The 19977-nt window shown below is 67.8% G+C and carries 19 protein-coding genes and 1 riboswitch; of the genes, 10 read left to right on the top strand and 9 right to left on the bottom strand.

Going from position 1 to position 19977, the window contains the following annotated elements; translation table 11 throughout:
• The first annotated feature begins 118 nt into the window (after window positions 1-118).
• Window positions 119-838, top strand: coding sequence for a TetR/AcrR family transcriptional regulator (locus tag NK1_RS29015; RefSeq protein WP_063013819.1), 720 nt, complete (start codon window positions 119-121; stop codon window positions 836-838).
• Between the two features lie 29 nt (window positions 839-867).
• Here NK1_RS29015 and NK1_RS29010 read toward each other — a convergent pair whose 3' ends face one another.
• Entirely contained in the window at window positions 868-2250 is a 1383-nt protein-coding gene (locus tag NK1_RS29010; RefSeq protein ID WP_063013851.1) for a threonine/serine exporter family protein, read from the bottom strand.
• A 201-nt stretch (window positions 2251-2451) separates the two neighbouring features.
• Here NK1_RS29010 and NK1_RS29005 point away from each other — a divergent pair, with 201 nt between their 5' ends.
• Both NK1_RS29005 and NK1_RS29000 read left to right on the top strand, forming a co-directional pair.
• Window positions 2452-4488 (top strand): acyl-CoA dehydrogenase family protein, encoded by a 2037-nt coding sequence (locus NK1_RS29005; protein WP_084461719.1) that lies wholly within the window; start codon window positions 2452-2454, stop codon window positions 4486-4488.
• A 65-nt stretch (window positions 4489-4553) separates the two neighbouring features.
• Window positions 4554-5276, top strand: coding sequence for a phosphatase PAP2 family protein (locus NK1_RS29000; RefSeq protein WP_063906136.1), 723 nt, complete (start codon window positions 4554-4556; stop codon window positions 5274-5276).
• Window positions 5277-5299: 23 nt separating this feature from the next.
• Here the strand turns inward: NK1_RS29000 and NK1_RS28995 are convergent, their stop codons facing one another.
• On the bottom strand, window positions 5300-6193 hold the full coding sequence (locus NK1_RS28995) for a nuclease-related domain-containing protein (RefSeq protein WP_063013817.1): 894 nt from the start codon (window positions 6191-6193) through the stop codon (window positions 5300-5302).
• 90 nt (window positions 6194-6283) lie between these two features.
• A complete protein-coding gene (locus NK1_RS28990) occupies window positions 6284-7978 on the bottom strand; it encodes a GMC oxidoreductase (protein ID WP_063013815.1) in 1695 nt (564 codons plus the stop codon).
• Between the two features lie 272 nt (window positions 7979-8250).
• Between NK1_RS28990 and NK1_RS28985 the strand changes: the two genes are divergently transcribed.
• From NK1_RS28985 to gcvP, 7 genes are all read left to right on the top strand, one after another.
• On the top strand, window positions 8251-8820 hold the full coding sequence (locus NK1_RS28985; protein ID WP_036500985.1) for a CDP-alcohol phosphatidyltransferase family protein: 570 nt from the start codon (window positions 8251-8253) through the stop codon (window positions 8818-8820).
• 101 nt (window positions 8821-8921) lie between these two features.
• Window positions 8922-9320 carry a glycine cleavage system protein GcvH gene (gcvH, locus tag NK1_RS28980; protein ID WP_063013813.1) on the top strand — a complete coding sequence of 133 codons (399 nt, stop codon included), beginning with the start codon at window positions 8922-8924 and terminating at the stop codon, window positions 9318-9320.
• 220 nt (window positions 9321-9540) lie between these two features.
• Window positions 9541-10011, top strand: coding sequence for an oxoglutarate dehydrogenase inhibitor Odhl (odhI, locus tag NK1_RS28975; RefSeq protein WP_036500944.1), 471 nt, complete (start codon window positions 9541-9543; stop codon window positions 10009-10011).
• Between the two features lie 55 nt (window positions 10012-10066).
• Window positions 10067-10840 carry a transcriptional regulator FtsR gene (ftsR, locus tag NK1_RS28970; RefSeq protein ID WP_157104488.1) on the top strand — a complete coding sequence of 258 codons (774 nt, stop codon included), beginning with the start codon at window positions 10067-10069 and terminating at the stop codon, window positions 10838-10840.
• Between the two features lie 79 nt (window positions 10841-10919).
• Window positions 10920-11393, top strand: coding sequence for a bifunctional nuclease family protein (locus NK1_RS28965; RefSeq protein ID WP_030517724.1), 474 nt, complete (start codon window positions 10920-10922; stop codon window positions 11391-11393).
• 231 nt (window positions 11394-11624) lie between these two features.
• The gene (locus tag NK1_RS28960) at window positions 11625-12215 is read left to right on the top strand and encodes a MerR family transcriptional regulator (protein WP_051024556.1); all 591 of its coding nucleotides are present in this window, start codon (window positions 11625-11627) and stop codon (window positions 12213-12215) included.
• A 92-nt stretch (window positions 12216-12307) separates the two neighbouring features.
• A riboswitch (glycine riboswitch) is annotated at window positions 12308-12402 on the top strand.
• A gap of 169 nt (window positions 12403-12571) precedes the next feature.
• Complete coding sequence (gene gcvP, locus NK1_RS28955) at window positions 12572-15385, top strand: aminomethyl-transferring glycine dehydrogenase (RefSeq protein ID WP_063013809.1); 2814 nt, start codon at window positions 12572-12574, stop codon at window positions 15383-15385.
• A 22-nt stretch (window positions 15386-15407) separates the two neighbouring features.
• Here the strand turns inward: gcvP and NK1_RS28950 are convergent, their stop codons facing one another.
• The 6 genes from NK1_RS28950 to NK1_RS28930 form a co-directional block, all read right to left on the bottom strand.
• Window positions 15408-15935: a winged helix-turn-helix transcriptional regulator gene (locus NK1_RS28950; protein ID WP_245660905.1), complete on the bottom strand. Its 528-nt coding sequence runs from the start codon at window positions 15933-15935 to the stop codon at window positions 15408-15410.
• A 93-nt stretch (window positions 15936-16028) separates the two neighbouring features.
• Window positions 16029-17702, bottom strand: a complete 1674-nt coding sequence (locus NK1_RS28945; RefSeq protein ID WP_218023189.1) for a VWA domain-containing protein — start codon at window positions 17700-17702, stop codon at window positions 16029-16031.
• Window positions 17703-17808: 106 nt separating this feature from the next.
• Window positions 17809-18069, bottom strand: coding sequence for a WhiB family transcriptional regulator (locus NK1_RS28940; RefSeq protein WP_063013807.1), 261 nt, complete (start codon window positions 18067-18069; stop codon window positions 17809-17811).
• Window positions 18070-18124: 55 nt separating this feature from the next.
• Window positions 18125-18673 carry an HNH endonuclease gene (locus tag NK1_RS28935; protein WP_063013805.1) on the bottom strand — a complete coding sequence of 183 codons (549 nt, stop codon included), beginning with the start codon at window positions 18671-18673 and terminating at the stop codon, window positions 18125-18127.
• Window positions 18674-18726: 53 nt separating this feature from the next.
• Window positions 18727-18858 carry a hypothetical protein gene (locus NK1_RS36100; RefSeq protein ID WP_281189199.1) on the bottom strand — a complete coding sequence of 44 codons (132 nt, stop codon included), beginning with the start codon at window positions 18856-18858 and terminating at the stop codon, window positions 18727-18729.
• A 238-nt stretch (window positions 18859-19096) separates the two neighbouring features.
• Window positions 19097-19852 (bottom strand): NAD(P)H-dependent oxidoreductase, encoded by a 756-nt coding sequence (locus NK1_RS28930; RefSeq protein WP_063013843.1) that lies wholly within the window; start codon window positions 19850-19852, stop codon window positions 19097-19099.
• Window positions 19853-19977: the final 125 nt, after the last annotated feature.

The following is a 19977-nucleotide window of genomic DNA, read 5'->3' as shown; positions in this document are numbered from 1 at the left end:
GCCGCCGGGGCAGCGCCCTCGGCGACCCCGGTCTCCGGCGGCCCAGGACACAGTGTGCGCACCGGCCTCGACGTACCCGTGACGTCGGGGCCGGTGCGCATACGACGAAGGACGACGCATGACAGCCGCACGACGGGGCCGGATGCCCGCGGTCAGCGACGCCGATATCCGGCGCGTGGCCCGCACGCTCCTGGTGGAGCAGGGCCCCGAGGCGGTGACCCTGCGCGCCATCGCGCGTGAGCTGGGTATCACCGCACCCGCGTTGTATCGGTACTACGCCTCGCGCGACGATCTGGTGGGTGCGCTGCGCAGCGATATCTGCGCCGACCTGGCCCAGGAGCTCGCCGAGCAGGTGGCCGAGTTGCCCGAGGACGGCATGGTCCAGCTGTTCGCCATCTGCAAGGGTTTCCGGCAGTGGGCCCTGGCCCACGCCCACGAGTTCACGCTCGTCTTCGCCTCGCCCGCCGGTGGTTCCGCCAGCGCCATGCGGCAATTCGACGAACCGTTCGGCCGCATCTTCCTCGAGGCCGCGGGACGGCTGCTGACCACCTACGACATCGTCACCCCGCCGACCGACGTGATCCCGCACGCGCTGCGCGAAGACCTCGTCGGATTCCAGACCGAACTGCTCGCCGTGCTCGCCGAATCGGGGCAGAAATTCCCCGCCGAGAAGCTGGACCTGGGCGTCACCTATCTGATGATCCAGTTCTGGGCGCGGCTGTACGGGCACGTCACGCTCGAGGTGTTCGGCAACTACCCGATGCCGGTGGGAAATCCGGACGCCCTGTTCGATGCGACGCTGGCCGATCTGGCCCGCTCCATCGGATTCGCGGCCTGAGGACACCCCGGGCCGCGAACCCGGCGGTCTCAGGTGAAGTCGTCGGGGCGCACCCCGGTGACCCGCCGCAGGATCCGCGGCCGGCGCAGCCACCGGGCGAACCACTCACCGAGCGTGATACCGCCGCCGAGGGCACAGCCGACCACCAGCGCGGCGAACATCTGGTTCAGCCCGACCAGCAGATCGTCGTTGATCAGCGCGAACAGGCCCCGGTAGACCTTGAGACCGGGAAGCAGTGGAGTGATGCCAGCGATGGCGACGACCAGCGGGGGTGTCACCGCACGGCGGGCGAGCAGACCACCGGCGAGACCGATCGCGGTCGCCGAGACCGCGGCGGCGATCACCGGACCGAAACCGGCGTGCTGCACGAACAGGTAGCACACGGTGATCCCCGCACCGCTGAGTGCGGCGACGGCGAGGGCCCGGCGCTCGGCATAACAGGCCAGGGCGAATGCCGCCGCCGCCACCGCACCGGCGGTGATCTTCAACGGCAGATTGGTGATGTCGTAGGACGGCGACATGTCGATCGGCGGTACCTGGGCGCCGAAGGCTTGGGCTCCGCGCAGCGCCAAACCGACGCCGCCGATGATCGCGCCGGTCATGACCAGTACTTCCAACATACGGGCCGCGGCGGTGATCGGTGCGCCGGTGATCGCGTCCTCGACCGCGCCGACCAGCTGTAAACCACTGAGCAGCACGGTGATTCCGGCCGCGACGATCAGGCTGGGATTGGTTTCCAACCCCTCGCCGAAGGTTTGCAGCAGGATCGCCGGCAGGGTGGCGATGATGCCGCCCATCATGTTCTGGAAGAAGAAGGGCAGGCCGCGCTTGTTCAGTTCGCGGTTGCAGCGGTCGATCAGCAACGTCGTGGCGAAACTCACGACCGCGACCAGCACGCCACCACCCAGCAACAGCGCGATGGACGCCGCCAGCAGCGACCAGCCGAAAGTGGCGACCCACCGGTTGTAGGGGTGCGGCGCGGTGGTGATCGCGTCGAGCGCGGCGTGCGCCTCCTGGGGCGGCACCACCTCGCGGCGAATCCGCCGGGTGAGACGGTCGACGGCGGTCAGGCGAGTGAAGTCCAGCGAGCGGTACTGCACCACCCGCATGGTGCTGGCGGGTGGCAGGGACGGACCCCGGTCCGCGGAGATGCGAATCGAGTTGTAGGTCACGTCGATATCGCATTGCGCCAAACCGTATGTCGCGGCGATGAATTCGACCTGTGTGCTGGTGTCGGTCACGGCGGTGCCCGAGGCGAGCACCACCTCGCCGACCCGTTCGGCCAGGTCGAGTACCTCGGTTACCGCGGCGTCGTCGGTGAGATCGATCGGCTTCAGCGGGGCCGGTGCCTCGACCACCGAGTCCACCGTGGCGCGCCGCTGCGCGACCAGCCGATCGGTTACCGCTCCCATCGCCCGATGCCACAACGAACTGGGCTGGGTCTCCGGCCCCGTGCGGACGAGTTCGGGCTCCAACTCATCTGTCACACGACACACGGTAGTCGGCGTCGATGAGCGGTCGCGGATCAGCTCCCTCTGCTCGGCGGGGGTGGCGGGCTGGGCAATCTGCTGGTTATCACCGGTGTGTCCGCACTCCCGCTACAGTCGATAACCATGGGCACCGATACGGCTACGGGTACCGAAGCAGCAGATTCCGTGAGATCGAACTCCGCGCAGCCGGAGGCCGGGACATCGAACACCGGACCATCGAACACCGGACCATCGAAGACCGGGAAGTCGACCGCCGACCATTTGCGGGCCGCGCTCGACGGCCCGTGGCGTGAGGTCAGGGAGCAGGCGCGCCGGCAGCTGGCCGACGACCGGTTGTTCGGCGATCCCTATCTCGACTACCGCCAGGCCCGTGCGCGGGTGCTGGAACAGATGCGCCTGATCGCCGAATTCGGTTATGCGGAAAAGGGATTCAGCCTGGAACACGGCGGAACCGGCGATCCCGGCGGTGCTGTCACCGGCCTGGAAATGCTCGCCTACACCGATCTGTCACTGTGGGTGAAGGCCGGTGTGCAGTGGGGTCTGTTCGGCGGCGCGGTGGAAAATCTCGGCACCGACCGCCACACCGACGTCGTCAAACGACTGCTGTCGCTGGATCTGCTCGGCTGTTTCGCGATGACCGAATCCGGGCACGGCAGCGATGTGGCGAATCTGGAGACCACCGCCACTTACGACCCCGCGACCGGCGAATTCGTGGTGCACAGTCCTACGGCCTCCGCCCGTAAGGACTACATCGGCGGCGCCGCCGAACACGCCCGGATGGCGGCGGTCTTCGCTCAGCTGATCACCGGGGGTGAAAGCAAGGGCGTGCACTGCTTCCTGGTGCCCATCCGCGACGAGGAGGGCAACGACCTGCCCGGCGTGACCACCTCGGATTGCGGTCTCAAGGGCGGTCTGCCCGGCGTCGACAACGGCCGCATCGAATTCGACCACGTCCGGATCCCGCGGGAGAACCTGCTCAACCGCTACGCCGACGTCGAGCCCGACGGGACCTACCGCTCCGATATCGAGAACCCGAGCCGCCGGTTCTTCACCACCCTGGGCACGCTGGTGCGCGGGCGGGTCAGTGTCGGTGGTGCGGCCGCCGCCGGCGCACGGGTGGCGTTGAGTATCGCGCTGCGCTACGCCGACAAGCGCCGCCAGTTCTCCGATCCGGACGACGGCAGCGAAACCCTGCTGCTGGACTATCGCAGCCATCAGCGCCGGCTGTTTCCGCATGTGGCGCGCGCGTTCGCGCTGTCGTTCGCCCAGAACGATCTGGTGCGGCGCATGCACCTGGTACAGACCGGGCAGAATCTGGATCCGGAAGCGCAGCGCGCGCTGGAGAAGCGGGCCGCCGGCCTGAAGGTCGCGCAGACCCGCCACGCCACCCGATCCATCCAGGAATGCCGCGAATGCTGCGGCGGCGCAGGCTATCTCACCGAGAACCGGCTGGTCACCCTGAAGGCCGACACCGACGTGTTCACCACCTTCGAAGGTGACAACGTGGTCTTGACCCAGCTGGTGGCCAAGGAACTGCTCACCGCCTACTCCGACGAGGTGCGTGATCTCGATGCCCTCGGCTGGGTGAAGTTCGCGGCCACCATGGCCCGCGACGTGGTGCGCGAGACCTCGGGTGTGCGCCAGCTCATCCAGCGTCTGCGCGACCGCTCCGACGACGGCGTCGACGAGGGCGATCTGGCCCGGCGCTCGGTGCAGCTGCAGCTGTTCGCCGACCGCGAGGACTATCTGACCCGTACCGCCGCGCACCGGCTGCGCGCGCGGGCCGAGGAGACCGGCCCGTTCGAGGCGTTCAACAACGCGCAGGACCACATCCTCGCCGCCGGCGAGGCGCATATCGACCGGCTGGTGCTGGAGGCGTTCATCGAGGGCATCGCCGATATCGAGGATCCGGAGGCGCGAGCGCTGGCCGACACGGTCTGCGATCTGTTCGTGTACTCCACCATCGAACAGAATCAGGCCTGGTACATCATGCACCGCTTCATGTCGGTGGATCGGGCCAAGTCGGTGCGCCGCGGTGTCAATGAACTCGTGGACCGGTTGCGCCCGGAGTCGGCCACACTGGTCGAGGCGCTCGGCGTGCCCGAGGCCATGCTGCGCGCGGCGATGCTCGACGATGCGAGCGTGCACCAGGGCGGGTGAACCCGTGCTCGATATCGGCGGCCGGTGAGGGTGGGGCAGTAGCCGGACGCGGCTATGGTCGACAGGTGTCCGCTCCACCGCCGGTCGCTCGATATCGAGCGCGTCTCGTCGCCGCCGCCGTCACCCTGATCGGCCTGCTGATCACCGTGACGGTCCCCCTCAGCTTTCCCGCCGGCCGGGGTCCGACCACGTTCGACAGCGCGATCGGTGATGAGGTGCACGAGGGCTTGGACGCGCATCCGGGTGTCTACGACGCGCTGGTGGTGCCGAGCAACGCCTATATCGTGTTGCCGCTGTTGCTGATCGGCGTGCTCTACTGCGTCCGGCGGCGCGACTGGTGGGGTGCCGGATTTCTGGTGGTCGCCCCCGAGCTGGTGGTCGCGATCAACACCTGGGTGCTGAAACCGCTGTGGGACAGGCATTTACAGCACTACCTCGCCTATCCGAGCGGGCACACCGTCCAATTCGTCGCCATCGCGACGGGTGTGCTGCTCGTCGCCGCCACCGTGCGCTGGCGCATCGTCATCGGCGTGCTCGCCGCGCTCGCGCTGGCGGCCGTGGCGGTGGGCATGGTCGGGCGCGGCTATCACTATCCGACCGATGTCGTGGGCGGCACCGCCTTCGCCATCGCGGCGGTGACCGCGTGCTGGACGGTGACGACGACACTGCGCCTGCGGTACGAGAGCCGGCGGTTTCGGGCAGAGGTTGCCGACCAGACCGGAACCGGTCCACAGGCGGAATCGGCTAGCGGGGACACCGATCGCACGGCGGGCACGCCCGCGGCCTGAGCAGGCGGGCGCAGCCGTTCGGCTCAGCCGGGCCCGAAGTTCAGGACCAGCGAGATCACGAACCACACCACCCAGGCAGCCCCGACGAGCATGCCGATCGCGAGCAGGATGCGCAGCACCGCCCGGCCGGGGTCGATCCGGTCGGCCTCCTTGGGATACAGGTTCCACGGGCTGTACCAGGGCATCGTGATCGCGGCCGGGAGCCCGTAGGGCTGCTCGGCATGGGCCTGTTCCTCCATGAACGCTTCCGCCTGCGCCTGCTGCGGTCCGCCGTACCACAGGGTGGTGTCCACCGGTCCGCCGAAACCCTCGGCGACGAGATCCTGCGGGGCGGGCAGATACGGCAGGATGCCCAATCCGCGGAAGGTCAGTGCGACCTCGTTCACCGTCCACTGCGCCCGGCCCTGCGAGGTGAGCGCTCTCAGGCAGTCGGCCAGCCGCCTGGGGTCGTCGCCGAGCACCACTTGGAGGCTGGGATCGTTCCACAGTTGGCGGATCGTCGGGTTCGCGCCGTGCGGCGGCACCACGACGACCACACCCTGCACCACGCGCTGGCCCAGTCCACGTTCGGCCAGCCAATTCTGCAGCGCGTGGGTGTGCTCGCGGGAGCGGTCCAGCGGCGTGCCGCGGTCGCCGCCCTCGAAACTCACCACGTGCCCGCCGACCCGCCACGGCCCGTTCAACGGGACCTCGAGGTCGCCGCTCACCCGCTCGACCAAGGCCTCTGCCTCGATCACCACGCAGGTGGTCGGCGTCCAGATCACCGCATCGAACTGATGCAACCGGTCGGCGTAGAACAGACTGCAGTTGACCGTTGCCACACCCTGCGGGTCGCCCGGACCCTTCCAGGTGCGCAGCCAGTCGATGAGGTTGCGCTCGGCCAGGGTTCCGGCCGCGTTCTGCACTCGCACGAGCATTGGCGACCGCCCTTCCGTCGACACTCGATATCGGAAAGCATAAGGGGCACTACGGGTCCGGGGGAGACTTCGACGCGCCGGTGTCGGCGGTCAGCGTTCGGCGGGCGCGGGATCGATCGGCGCGATGGGCAGTCGCAGCGCGCCGGGCGCGCTGTCCGGCACGGTGGCGTAGTACGGGGCGACCGGGTCGATACGGCGGTAGGCCGCGCCGAGTTCCGGCCGCGGATCGGCCTCACCCTTGTTGGGCCAGAACGCCATCGCGCGTTCGGCCTGCGCGGTGATCGTCAGCGACGGGTTCACCCCGAGGTTCGCGGTGACCGCGGATCCGTCGGCGATATGCAGTCCGGGGTGGCCGAAGACGCGCTGGTACGGGTCCACCACACCGCTTTCGGGACCTTCGCCGATCACGCAGCCGCCGATGTAGTGCGCGGTGGCGGGGATGTCGAACACATCCATGACGAGGCCGTGTACGTCGCCGTCGACCTTCTCGCCGAATCGACGGCCCACCTCGTGCGCGAGCGGAATCCAGGTCGGATTCGGTTGTCCGGTGCCCTGCCTGGTCTTCAGCTGCCCCCAGCGGCGGAACGAGGTCAGCGAATTGTCCAGTGACTGCATCACCAGCAGGATCACCGACTTCTCCGAGGCATGGCGGGCGTTGAGGCTGCGCGCGAACACCAGCGGGTGCAGCGCGATGGCCAGCAGGAAGCGCAGGAATCGGAACGCGCCGCCGTCGACGATCGGCACCGACATCGGGAACAGCGCGTTCTGTCCCTTGCCGTAGTGGCAGACCTCGATGTGGGTGTCGGGCTCGGGGTGGATCGAGGAGGTGATGGCGATGCCCTCGGCGAAGTCGCGCCGCTGCCGGCTGACCACATTGAGGATGGCCTCGGAATTACTGCGGGTGAGCTCACCCAGCCGGGGCGAGAGATTCGGCAGCACCTTGTCGTCGCGCATCTTGTGCAACAGCTTCTGGGTGCCCAGCGCCGCGGCGGCGAAGACGACCTGTTCGGCGGTGAAGGTCTTGCGGCCCTTGCGAATCCAGCGGTCCGCACGTTGCGTCTCGATCGCGTAGCCGCCGCCCACCATCGGCCGGACGCTGGTCACGGTGGTCAGCTCGAAGACCTTGGCGCCGGCCTGTTCGGCGAGGTACAGGTAGTTGGTGGGGGTGGTGTTCTTGGCATTGTGCGGGCAGCCGGTGAAGCAGCGCGCGCAGTGGATGCAGCCGCTGCGGCGCGGGCCGGCGCCGCCGAAGTACGGGTCGTCGACCTCGACACCGGGCTGTTCCTCGTTGAAGAAGACGCCGACATTGGTGGGGTGATAGGTATCACCCACGCCGAGATCGTCTGCGATGGAACGGATCACCTCGTCGGCGGGCGTCACGCGCGGATTGGGCGCCACGCCCAGCATCCGCTTGGCCTGGTCGTAATAGGGTGCCAGTTCGCTGCGCCAGTCGGCGATATGAGCCCACTGCTTGTCGGTGTAGAAGTTCGGCAGCGGTTCGTAGAGGGTGTTGCCGTAGATCAGCGAGCCGCCGCCGACGCCCGCGGCGGAGAACACCGCGCACTTGCCGAGCAGGCTGATCCGCTGCGGGCCGGTCAGGCCCAGGCGCGGCGCCCAGATCGACTTGCGCACATTCCAATTCGACTTCGGAATGGACTCGGCGGGCCAGCGCCGGCCGGATTCCAGCACGGCCACCCGATAGCCCTTCTCGGTGAGGCGCAGCGCACTGACGCTGCCACCGAAACCGGAGCCGATCACTACCACGTCGTAGTCGAAGTCGGGCATGTCTTCCTCTCGTCACCGCATTCACAATGAAACGATTTACGACTCATTGTGTCAGTCGCTAGTGTGCCACCCGGCCGGATGCGACTGATAAACCTATCGTGCCGCCGCACCCGTCGCGGCGTGCCCGAATGGCGCGGCGCGATCGGTTCGGGTAAGCAACAGGCGTGAGCAACCGACCGGCCGGCGGGTCCGGCCCCGACCATCAGGCCTCCGAGCGTTCGGGGCCCGCGCGCGAACCCGCACCCGTCGCGGCCGGCACGGAGACCGATCGCATTCTCACCGTGCCGAACGTGCTGAGTGTGCTGCGGCTGATCGGTGTGCCGGTCTTCCTGTGGCTGTTGCTGGTCCTGCATGCCGACGGCTGGGCGTTCGCGCTCCTGGTCGCCAGCGGCGTCACCGACTACCTCGACGGCAAACTGGCCCGGCTGCTCGACCAGTACTCGCGGCTGGGCGCCCTGCTGGACCCGTTGGTGGACCGGTTGTACCTCATCGCGACCGTGCTCGGTCTGCTGGTGCGCGGGATCCTGCCGTGGCCGTTCGTGGTCGTGCTGATCGGACGCGACCTGATCCTGAGCGCGACGCTGCCGATCTATCGCCGCCGCAACCTCGATCCGCCGGAGGTCATCTACCTCGGCAAGGCCGCCACTTTCGCGCTGATGTCGGCGCTGCCGTGGTTGCTGGCGGGCCAGATGGATTGGGCGGCCGCCGGTTTCGGCCGGGCGTTCGGCTGGGCGCTGCTGTGGTGGGGAACCGCGGTCTACGTGTGGACGGGTCTGCTGTATCTGCGCAAGGCCTTCGCGGTCGCACGAACCATACCTGTTGCGCCGCGAGCAACTTCGTAGCGGGTGTGGCGATCCGCCGTGTCGGTCCGGGTCGATAGAGTTGTGCCGAACGCCGGTTGGCCGACGCCCGTGAAAGGACGCCCCGTGAGAGGAATCAGCCTGTGACCAACCTTCCCGAGGACCTTCGCTACACCGAGGAACACGAATGGGTGCAGCGCATCGCGCCCAATCGTGTCCGGGTCGGTATCACCGACTACGCCCAGTCGCAGCTCGGTGATGTGGTGTTCGTGCAGCTGCCGGCGGTCGACACCGTGGTGTCTGCCGGCGAGGCGATCGCCGAGGTCGAATCGACCAAGAGCGTCTCGGAGATCTACGCCCCGCTGAACGCGAAAGTCGTTGCGGCGAACGAGAATCTCGACTCCGAGCCGGAGTCGTTGAATACCGACCCCTACGGTGACGGCTGGATGTTCGAGCTGCAGATCGATGACGCCGAGGCACTCGAAACCGCCCTCGGTGCATTGCTCGATGCCGCAGGTTACCAAGGAGTTATCGAGGGCTGAGTCAGCCTTCCCAGTTCTACCTGCACGGGTGCGGCCCAGCAGGGTACGGTCAATGCCAACAGATGTGCCGGCGGCCGGTGCCGGGAACTCTGCCGGAACTTGCCGGTGACACCTGACAGCGCGACAGCCGGTCGCGATGGGTGGCGACGGTCGAGGGCAGTGCGCTCGGAATTGGCGCCGGATACCGGTACGGAAAATCGGTTCGAGGAGGAGAGCAAGGGTGAGCGAGAACAAAGACCCGGGATACGGGGAGAGCGCGGCCGAAACGACTTCGGTGTTCCGCGCTGACTTCCTCAACGAGGTCGACGCGTCGCGCTCCGGTGAGCAGACCGGCGAACAGCCGGTGCAAGGGGTCGAGGGGCTGCCCGCGGGTGCCGCCCTGCTGGTGGTCAAGCGCGGTCCCAACGCGGGGTCGCGGTTCCTGTTGGATCAGCCCACCACGTCGGCGGGCCGTCACCCCGACAGCGACATCTTTCTCGACGATGTCACCGTGTCCCGTCGGCACGCGGAGTTCCGGCAGGACGAGGACACCTTCCAGGTCGTCGACGTGGGCAGCCTGAACGGCACCTACGTCAACCGCGAGCCGGTGGATTCCTCGGAGCTGCAGAATGGTGACGAGGTGCAGATCGGCAAGTTCCGGCTGGTCTTCCTGACCGGACCGCGGCCGCAGGTCAACGAGCCGAGCGCATAACGGCCGAGGCGGATTCCAACTGATGACTGGCGCAGCGCAATGGACACGCGGAGGAATGTCGATCGGCTCCGTGCTGGACCTGCTGCGTCCGGATTTTCCGGACATCACCATTTCCAAGATCCGCTTCCTCGAATCCGAGGGGCTGATCCGCCCGGAGCGCACGCCTTCGGGATACCGCAGATTCTCGGTCGCCGATGTCGAGCGGCTGAAATTCGTGCTGACCGCGCAGCGGGATCAGTATCTGCCGCTGAAGGTGATCAAGGAGCAACTCGAAGCGATCGACCGCGGCGCGGCGACCCTGGGTGTGCGTGAAGCGCGGGCCCGGGCCGACGGCGCCGGTGTGGACGGCTCGGGGCGTGCGCCCGAGACCACCCGCACGGTGGGCACCCCCGCGGCGCCCCGGCGGCTGGGCGTGGTGCCCGGTGAGGTGTCGCCGGACGAATTGCGTCTCGATCACGAAATCCGGGTCACGCGTGCCGATCTGCTGGAGCAGGCGGGGATAGATGAGAAATTTCTCACCGAACTGATTCGCGCCGGGCTCATCACGCCCGGCGCTGCCGGATTCTTCGACGCCGAGGCCGTCACCTTGGCTCGCACCGCCCAGGCGATGAGCGAATTCGGTTTGGAGGCACGGCATCTGCGGGCGTTCAAGCTGGCAGCGGACCGGGAGGCGGCGATGATCGCGCAGATCGCCGCGCCGATAGCCAAGAGTCGCGACGCCGACGCCCGGGCCCGCGCGGAGGAGACGGTACGCGAGTTGGCGGCGCTGTCGCTGACGCTGCATACCAGCTTGGTGAAGACGTCGGTGCGGGCTTCCCTCGGCGGCTGAATTCTTCGCCTAGACTCGGTGATACGGCCTGCCCAGCTGGGCTCGTGCGGGCGGCCGGCGAGTATGGGAGGCCAGTGCGATGAGTGAAATGCGTGTGATCGGCATCCGGGTCGAGCAGCCCCAGAACCAGCCCGTGTTGCTGCTGCGTGAAGAGTCGGGCGACCGTTATCTGCCCATTTGGATCGGTCAGGCCGAGGCGACCGCCATCGTGCTAGAGCAGGAGGGGGTGACCCCGATCCGGCCCCTGACCCACGACCTGATCAAGATCTTGATCCACGACCTCGGCCACACCTTGAAAGAGGTGCGAATCGTGGATTTGCAGGAGGGAACCTTCTACGCCGACCTCGTCTTCGACAACGACGTGCGGATCTCCGCACGTCCGTCGGATTCGATAGCTATCGCCTTGCGGGTCGGTTGCCCGATCTACGCGGAGGAGCCGGTCCTCGAGGAAGCCGGGCTGGTGATGCCCGACGAACGCGAGGACGAGGTGGAGAAGTTCAAGGAGTTCCTCGAGTCGGTGTCACCGGACGATTTCAAGGCCACCGACAGCTGAGCTGTTTCGAGGCCACCGACAGCTGAGTTGTTCGGAAGCGTCCGGCTGGATCATCGGCCGCCTTGTGGGGGGGTGAGATGATCTTGGACTGTGCTCTATACCTCACGTAGAGGGTGAGAAACACGCCGCACGCGGAGTTTGGCTCCATGCCCGTGCTGCCGAGACAATCGACAGAGTAGCCTCGACAGTTAGGCCGTTGTTCTTCTTCGGCGATGCAGTGAGGGAGTAGCAGTGGGAGACCGACCGCAGCAACCAGCACCCGACCCGCGGCCCACCGCGGTCGTGCAGCCAGGGCTGTTCCCTGACGACACGGTGCCCGACGAGCTGGTCGGTTACCGCGTTCCCAGCGCATGCCAGGTGGCCGGTATCACCTACCGGCAGCTCGACTACTGGGCCCGCACCGGGCTCGTCGTCCCCTCGATCCGCAGCGCCACCGGTTCCGGCAGCCAGCGTCTGTACTCCTTCAAGGACATCCTGGTCCTCAAGATCGTGAAGCGGCTGCTCGACGCCGGCATCTCCCTGCAGAACATCCGTATCGCCGTCGATCATCTGCGCAGCCGGGGGGTCGAGGATCTGGCCGGGATCACGCTGTTCTCCGACGGCACCACCGTCTACGAATGTTCCTCCCCGGAAGAGGTCGTCGATTTACTGCAGGGCGGGCAGGGTGTGTTCGGTATCGCCGTCAGCGGAGCCATGCGCGAGCTGACCGGCGCGATCGCCAACTTCCCGGCCGAACGCGCCGAAACGCATGAGGCGAGTGACCGGCCCGAGGACGAACTGGCCTACCGCCGCAAGGCCCGCGAGAACCGCAAGACCGGATAAGCGTCTCGCGCCGAATGTGACGGAGCCGACTGCGCGCTGAGCTGGGTCGGAAACATGGCGTTCACCGCGCACCGCTTAGACTGAGGGTGCGTCGCCGCCGTGCGGGAGAGTTCCGGGTTCGTCCCGGACGCCGAAGGAGCAGCACCTCCCCGTCAATCTCTCAGGCATCAGGGACCGTACGGAGTTCGACGCCTCTGGAAAGCGGCGGCCGCACACAATGCGGGCCGCCCGCCCATGGGGAAAGGGATCGCGCGCGACCCCGAATCTCTCAGGCGCCACGACAGAGGGGGAGGGCCGACAGTCGTCGACGGTGGCACCCGGGGTGCCGGTCGACCCGCCCGAGCCTTGGAGCTGCCGTGACCCGTAGTTTCGCCGACCGCCACATCGGACCCGACACCACCGAACTCGATCGGATCCTCGATACCGTCGGCGTCGGGTCGATGGACGAACTCGCCGCCCGCGCCGTTCCCGCGAGCATTCTGGACGCCGCCGGCGAGACCGGGCTGGACGTGCTGCCGCCCGCGGTCTCCGAACACGACGCGCTGACCGAGCTTGCGGCGCTGGCACATTCGAACACCGTCGCCACGTCGATGATCGGCCTCGGTTACTACGACACCCTGACCCCGCCGGTGCTGGTCCGCAATCTGCTGGAAAACCCTGCCTGGTACACCGCCTACACGCCGTATCAGCCCGAGATCAGCCAGGGCCGGCTCGAGGCGCTGCTGAACTTCCAGACCATGGTCTCCGATCTGACCGGGATGGAGGTGGCCAACGCCTCCATGCTGGACGAGGCGACCGCCGCCGCCGAGGCGATGACGCTGCTGCAGCGCGCCAACCGCAAGAGCACCTCGCAGCGACTGCTCGTCGATGCGGACCTCTTCCCGCAGACCCGCACCGTGCTGACCACCCGGGCCGAACCGCTCGGCATCACCCTGGTCGAGGCGGATCTGAGTTCCGGCGAGCTGCCGGAGGGCGACTTCTTCGGGGTCGTCCTGCAGACGCCGGGCGCGTCCGGTCGCATCGCGGATCCGGCCGCGGTGATCGCCGCGGCGCACGATCGGGGTGCGCTGGTCGCGGTCGGCGCCGACCTGCTGGCGCTGACGCTGATCACCCCGCCCGGGGAACAGGGCGCCGATGTCTGCTTCGGCACCACGCAGCGATTCGGTGTCCCGCTCGGCTTCGGCGGTCCGCACGCTGGATATCTCGCGGTGCGCACAGCGCATGCGCGGCAACTGCCCGGCCGCCTGGTCGGCGTCTCGGTGGACGCCGACGGCGACCGCGCCTACCGGCTCGCACTGCAGACCCGCGAACAGCACATCCGCCGTGAGAAGGCGACCTCGAACATCTGCACCGCGCAGGTGCTGCTGGCGATCGTGGCCGCGATGTACGCCTCCTATCACGGCGCCGACGGGCTGCGCGCGATCGCGCGGCGGGTGCACGGCCATGCCGAGCGGCTCGCCACCGGGCTCGGCGACGCGGTCGTGCACGAACGCTTCTTCGACACCGTGCTGGTCTCGGTGCCCGGCGGAGCCGAGGCCGTGGTCGCCAAGGCGAAGGGACGCGGGATCAATCTGCGCCTGGTCGACGCCGATCACGTCTCGGTGGCCTGCGACGAGGCGACGACCGAGGCGCAGGTCGCGATCGTGCTGGAGTGCTTCGGCGCCGACGGTGTGCCGGAGACGGCCGTGCTGCCCTCGATCGAGACCCGGACCTCGGCCTATCTGACCCATCCGGCGTTCACCCGTTATCACACCGAAACCGCGATGTTGCGGTATCTGCGGCAGCTGTCGGACAAGGATATCGCCTTGGACCGCAGCATGATTCCGCTCGGTTCGTGCACCATGAAGCTCAACGCCACCGCCGAGATGGAACCCATCACCTGGCCCGGTTTCGCGCGGCTGCATCCGTACGCGCCGGTGGAGGACACGCCCGGGATGCTGCGCGTGATCGAGGATCTGGAGCATTGGCTGGCCGCGGTGACCGGTTACGACCGGGTGAGTCTGCAGCCCAATGCCGGCAGTCAGGGTGAGTACGCGGGATTGCTCGCGATCCGCCGTTATCACCTCGACCGTGGCGACACCCACCGCGACACCTGCTTGATTCCCTCCAGCGCGCACGGCACCAACGCCGCCTCGGCGGCCATGGCCGGACTGCGGGTGGAGGTCGTGAAATGCCGGGACAACGGCGACGTCGATCTGGACGATCTGCGAGCCAAGATCGCCGATCACGCCGATCGGCTGGCCTGCATCATGATCACCTATCCGTCCACCCACGGCGTGTACGAGCACGAGGTGGCCGAGTTGTGCGCGCTCGTGCACGATGCGGGCGGGCAGGTGTACGTCGACGGCGCGAATCTGAACGCCCTTGTGGGACTTGCCCGTCCGGGACGGTTCGGCGGTGACGTGTCGCATCTGAACCTGCACAAGACCTTCTGCATTCCGCACGGCGGCGGCGGTCCCGGTGTCGGTCCGGTCGCGGTGCGCGAACATCTGGCGCCGTATCTGCCGGGCGATCCGCTGCAGCTGGATTCGCACGCGGTGTCGGCGGCGCGGTACGGGTCGGCCTCGATCCTGCCGATCACCTGGGCCTATATCCGGATGATGGGCGCCGACGGCCTGCGCCGGGCCACCCTGACCGCGATCGCCTCGGCCAATTACCTTGCGCGACGGCTGGATCCGCATTTCCCGGTGCTCTACACCGGCGAGAACGGCATGGTCGCCCACGAGTGCATCCTGGATCTGCGCGAGATCACCAAGCGCACCGGCGTGACCGTCGACGATGTGGCGAAACGCCTGGCCGACTACGGATTCCACGCCCCGACCATGAGCTTCCCGGTCGCCGGCACGCTGATGGTCGAGCCCACCGAGAGCGAAAACCTCGACGAGCTGGACGCTTTCGCCGACGCGATGATCGCGATCAAGGGCGAGATCGACGAGGTTGCCGCCGGAACCTGGCCGGTCGAGCAGAGCCCGTTGCGCGGCGCCCCGCATACCGCGGCCGCCCTCGTCGGCGACTGGAACTATCCGTACAGCCGGGAAACCGCCGTCTACCCGTTGGGTGTGCACTCCGGGCGGGCCAAGGTGTGGCCGGCGGTCCGGCGCATCGACGGAGCGTTCGGTGATCGCAACCTGGTGTGCTCGTGCCCGCCGCTCGAGGCGTACACCGACTGAGTACCTGCCGAGCGCGGGGCGGTCACTCGCCGGCGGCGACCGCCTGCGCGTATGCCTCGGCAAGGCGTTGGGTGGCGGTCGGCCGGCCGGTGTCCGGGCGTGCGATGCCGAGATGGCGTTCGCGCAGTTCGTCCATGAATTCCGCCCACAGCTGCGGGCCGCCCGCCTCGAGCAGTTCCGCGCGGACCCGCAGTTCGTGGGTTGTCGGACGGTGTCGCAGCCCCCAGGAGGCGAGGGCGACCAGTACCGGAACGAGCTGGATGGCGGGTTCGGTGAGGCTGTAGGTGGCTCGCTGGCCGCGGCGGACCTCGTCGCGGGTCAGCAGTCCGGCGTCGACGAGGGTTTTGAGCCGGTCGGCGAGGATGTTGGAGGCGATGCCCTCTTCCGACTGTGATTGCAGCTGCCGGAAATGGCGGCGGTCGCCGAACATGATGTCGCGCACGACCAGCATCGTCCACCGATCGCCGACCACCTCGATGGCGGCGTTGATCGGGCAGCCCGACCGCTGTTGCGCCGGCAGCTGTTCTCCCGGCCGCTGTTCCTCGGACACCGCACCTCCTCGTCAACTGCTTGCATCCTACTAGCACTAGCGGCTGCTGCCGCCGGGCGCTAGTGAATGGCAAGCACTCGACGCGCTGGAGCGCTACGGCGTGGTCAGCGCACGGTTGACGGCGGTGCCGAAGGTCATGTCGTCGGAGGTGGTGACCTTGGTGTAGGTGCCGCCGGTCTTCTGGGCCAGATTCTGCAGGGTCTGCGCGCCCTGACCGCCGATGACGATCACGTCCACCCGCACCGGATGCGCGGGGTCGGTGGCGCCGGTGAGATCGGAGATCAGCTGATCCCCGGTCACCGAGGAATTGTCGTTGGGGCCGCCGGTGATGAGCAGAACCGAATTCGTCTTACCCGAGGAGTAGTTCTTCACCGCACTGCGATAGGCGGCCTCGAGCGAGGGATAGGTGCGGTCGGTACTGGAACCGGCGAGCGTGACATTGCCCAGGGCCGTGGACAATTCGCTGCGATGCTGCGGGGTGAGAGCCTGGGTGGGCGCGACCATGCGATAGGGGTTGCCGTCGGTCAATTGGTTGGCGTAGATCCAGGCGCCGGCCCCGAAATCCGGCGGCATCGTGTCGAGGGTCGACTGCACCGCGGCGAGCGCGTTGTTCAGTCGCGACATCGAACCGTCGTTGGCGGCCATCGATGCCGAGGTGTCGATGAGAATCGTGGCCTGCACGCCCAGCACCGGATGGGCGAGGACCGACTGCACGCGATCGAGCACCGATTTCGCCGGCACCGCGACGGGTGTGGCGGCCGCGGCGCCGAAACCGTTGTCGGTGAACAGCTTCTGTTGATCGGGAGCACGCAGGAAGTCGGCGAACACGCCGGCGACGAGGTTCTGGGTCTTGTCCACCCAGCTTCCGGTGAGCATCGCCGCGGGGTGATCGGCGACTGGCGCGGCGCCGGTCGGATGGAACAGAGCGACGTTCGGCCGCGTTTTGGCTTGCTGCTCGGTAACTGCTACGGCGTGGACGGGGGAGTTGGGGCCTTGTGCGGAATCGGCGACCGCGGCCAGCGCGGAGGCGGTGTCGCCGGATTCCGGTGCGTCGGCGGCCAATCCGGAGATGGCGGCGACGACCTGACCGGACGCGGCGGCCTCATCGGTCAGCGGATCGGAGCCGGAGACGGCCGACCCGACCGCCACCGCGGCGGCCAGCGAATCGTCACCAGGAGGCATCGCCATCCGCAGCGGACCCCAGCTGCCGAGGCCGATATCACCGAGCGACCCGCGCTGCAGGCGGGCCAGATCCGACCAGCTGAGGTTGGCCTTCTCCATCGCCTGGGCCAGTGGGCCGGGGGCGGCCACCGCGATCGGGCTGACGGCGATCGACGCCGGCGTGCCCTGGACCAGTCCCGGCACCCGCATCTGCTCGACCGCGCGCGACGAACTCGGAATCCAGAGAGCGGGTTGCGGGCCCAGTTTGGCGTCCCAGTTCGGGGCGGTGAGCCCGGTCACCATCGCGGCGCTGGTGCGTTCGGTGACGGAGACCTTCGCGCAGTGGTCGCGCACCTGGGGGTGCGTGGCGTTGTAGCGGTCGGCGGCGGCGCGCACCGGAGCGGCGATATCGGGATCGACGGTGACGGCGAGAGTGACCGGACCCTCGATGCACTGACCGGCGGCGCTGCGGTTCTCCGATGCCGAGCGATTGCTGAGCCAGAACCAACCGGCGACCGCCGCGATCAGCAGCAGGACCGCTACCACGGTGATAACCAAACCTTTGCTGACGCCCCGTGATCCGTCCGCGCTGCGATGTGTGCCCACGATTTTCCAGTGTATGGTCACGCGAAAACCGGCGCTCGACCAGGATCGGTCGGGCGCCGGCTCGCGGATCGGGTGAGTGGCGTGGACCACTCACACGGTGTCGGTGTCAGTCGCGGATCAGCTTGCCGCGGTCGAATTCGTGACCGCCCCACACACCGGACTGGCCGGTGGTGGCCGCGAATTCCGCGCACTGCCGGCGAATGGGGCAGCCGGCGCAGATTCCGCGCGCGTAGCCGAAGTCCTGCGACGGGTACGGGAACCACGCATCGTGGTTCGGGTCGCCCTTGCAGGCCGCCTGTTCCCAGCTCTGCGTATCCGAGACCGGGAGCAGATCCACCAGTGTGAGTGCCGGAGTCGTAGTTGTCATATCGGATCCCTCCTTTCTCGGGATATGGGGGTGTTCACTGTGCGCCGGTGGCCGTTCACTGTGCGCCGGTGGCGACGAGGTCCTTCCAGATCCGTCGCTGCCGCCGCTGCATGTCGGTGGGCGCCTTGGGTTCCCAGAGCAACCGCATCCCGGCCTCGTCCGGGGTGCGGTCGGCCTTGCGGGTGTTGCACGGTCCGCACGCCGCGATCAGGTTGTTCCAGGTGTTGGGTCCGCCCCGGCTGCGCGGGCGGATGTGGTCGACGGTGCGCGCCCAGCCGGCGCAGTATCCGCACCGGTGGTCGTCGCGCCGCAGCACGCCCGCGAGGGTGGCCCGGCTCTCGTCGTGTACGAGCACGCTGTGCTCGAGGTAGACGTAGCGCAGCAGCCGAATCGTCTGCGGCAGAGCGATTTCCAGATGCTTGGAACGAATCGGGAAATGAGGTTGCCGCTCGGCCACGGTCTCGGCGGTCCCGCTGGTCACCAGCACTACCGCGCGGTCGGCGCCGATGTCGGTCAGCGCCTCGTAGGAGGCGTTGAGGACCAGCACTTGGGCGTGTATCCAGTTGTCGGGAGTGAGGGGTCTTTCGGCGTGACGAGACAGCATGGGAGTCACCATGTTTCGTGAAAAGGCGGAACGAGAAGGAAGGCGGGAGCCGGTCAGGCGTGCTGGAAGAGGGGGCCGGATTCCCGGTCGGCGTGCCGCAGCATGGGCTGCGACTGCTCGACGCCGGTCGAAAGTCGCTGCCCGGCAGCACTGTTCATCTCGTCGCGCATACTCTTCGGATACATCGGCCACCTCCTCCTTCCCGTTACTCGTCGAGTGGTCCCGCTGTGCCGGCGGGACCGGTTGATCATCGTTGTCATGGTGACACAGCGTTACCGCCGTTGTCGGCTCATTTTTTTGCCACCGCAGGCGATCCGGCGGCGCGTCAACCCCCTGGTGCGGTGATTACAGCACCGGCGGTATGCGAACTATTCCCGATCTCGCGAACGGCCAGTGTGCGCTCGACCACGGCGGCGACCCGAATCAGCTCGCGCGATGCAGCCCGAACCCGGTCTCGTCGTGGCCCAGACCGTCGCGCAGTCGCAGGCTGCGGTCGTAGTCGCCACCGGCCTGGGTGCGGTAGGGAATCGGTTCGATCGTCTCGATCCGGCTCAGCCGTTCGCGCAGGTCGGCGGCGATATCCGCGAAGCGTTCGGAGTCGACCCGGATGGTGCCGTGGACGAGGAACGGCGGCAGCACATCCATGCCGGGGTAGTAGAGGATGCCGTGGTGGATGGGAAAGAGCAGGTCGTCGATGTGGCCGTTGATGCCGCGCTCGGAATAGGCCGGCTCGCGTCCGCCGATGGATACCACCAGCATGGCTCGACGCCCGCTCAGCGCGCCGGCGCCGTATCGGGGCAGCGCCGTGCTGCCCGACCCGTAGGCGAAGCCGTTGGTGAACACCCGGTCCACCCAGCCCTTGAGGATGGCCGGCATCGAGTACCACCACAGCGGAAAGTGCATCAGCACGACCTCTGCCCAGCGCAGTTTGTCCTGTTCGGCCGTGATATCGGCTGTCAGCGTGCCGTTGCTGTACGCCTCGCCGGAGGCCTGCATGAAGGTGCCCGCGCCGGTCTCGCCGAAATCGGCGGCATCGGCCTGCGCCTTCCACCCCATCGCATACAGGTCACTGACCACCACCTCGTGACCGATGCTGCGGAGGTGTTGCACCGCAACATCTTTGAGAGCGCCGGTGAGCGAATCGGGTTCGGGATGCGCGTACACGATCAGAATCCGCATATGTGCCGACAACGGCTCGATGCCGGCACGCATTCCCGAGTTGAACGGTCGGCGTCGGCGAAGACCGACCTCGACACGACCCGATCCCGGATACGGCGCAACCCCGGTCGCCGACGACGACCGGG

This window comes from Nocardia kruczakiae NBRC 101016, assembly GCF_001612965.1.
Lineage (GTDB): Bacteria > Actinomycetota > Actinomycetes > Mycobacteriales > Mycobacteriaceae > Nocardia > Nocardia kruczakiae.
Note: the sequence above shows the minus strand (reverse complement) of the source record. Positions and strands in the feature narration are given on the sequence as shown.

Excerpts from the sequence above, each read along its gene's own strand:
- NK1_RS29015 (WP_063013819.1), top strand. The coding sequence starts at position 119 with ATGACAGCCGCACGACGGGGCCGGATGCCCGCGGTCAGCGACGCCGAT.
- NK1_RS29010 (WP_063013851.1), bottom strand. The coding sequence starts at position 2,250 with ATGGGAGCGGTAACCGATCGGCTGGTCGCGCAGCGGCGCGCCACGGTG.
- NK1_RS29005 (WP_084461719.1), top strand. The coding sequence starts at position 2,452 with ATGGGCACCGATACGGCTACGGGTACCGAAGCAGCAGATTCCGTGAGA.
- NK1_RS28995 (WP_063013817.1), bottom strand. The coding sequence starts at position 6,193 with ATGCTCGTGCGAGTGCAGAACGCGGCCGGAACCCTGGCCGAGCGCAAC.
- NK1_RS28990 (WP_063013815.1), bottom strand. The coding sequence starts at position 7,978 with ATGCCCGACTTCGACTACGACGTGGTAGTGATCGGCTCCGGTTTCGGT.
- ftsR (WP_157104488.1), top strand. The coding sequence starts at position 10,067 with ATGTCGATCGGCTCCGTGCTGGACCTGCTGCGTCCGGATTTTCCGGAC.
- NK1_RS28965 (WP_030517724.1), top strand. The coding sequence starts at position 10,920 with ATGAGTGAAATGCGTGTGATCGGCATCCGGGTCGAGCAGCCCCAGAAC.
- NK1_RS28940 (WP_063013807.1), bottom strand. The coding sequence starts at position 18,069 with ATGACAACTACGACTCCGGCACTCACACTGGTGGATCTGCTCCCGGTC.
- NK1_RS28935 (WP_063013805.1), bottom strand. The coding sequence starts at position 18,673 with ATGCTGTCTCGTCACGCCGAAAGACCCCTCACTCCCGACAACTGGATA.
- NK1_RS36100 (WP_281189199.1), bottom strand. The coding sequence starts at position 18,858 with ATGTATCCGAAGAGTATGCGCGACGAGATGAACAGTGCTGCCGGGCAG.
- NK1_RS28930 (WP_063013843.1), bottom strand. The coding sequence starts at position 19,852 with ATGCGGATTCTGATCGTGTACGCGCATCCCGAACCCGATTCGCTCACC.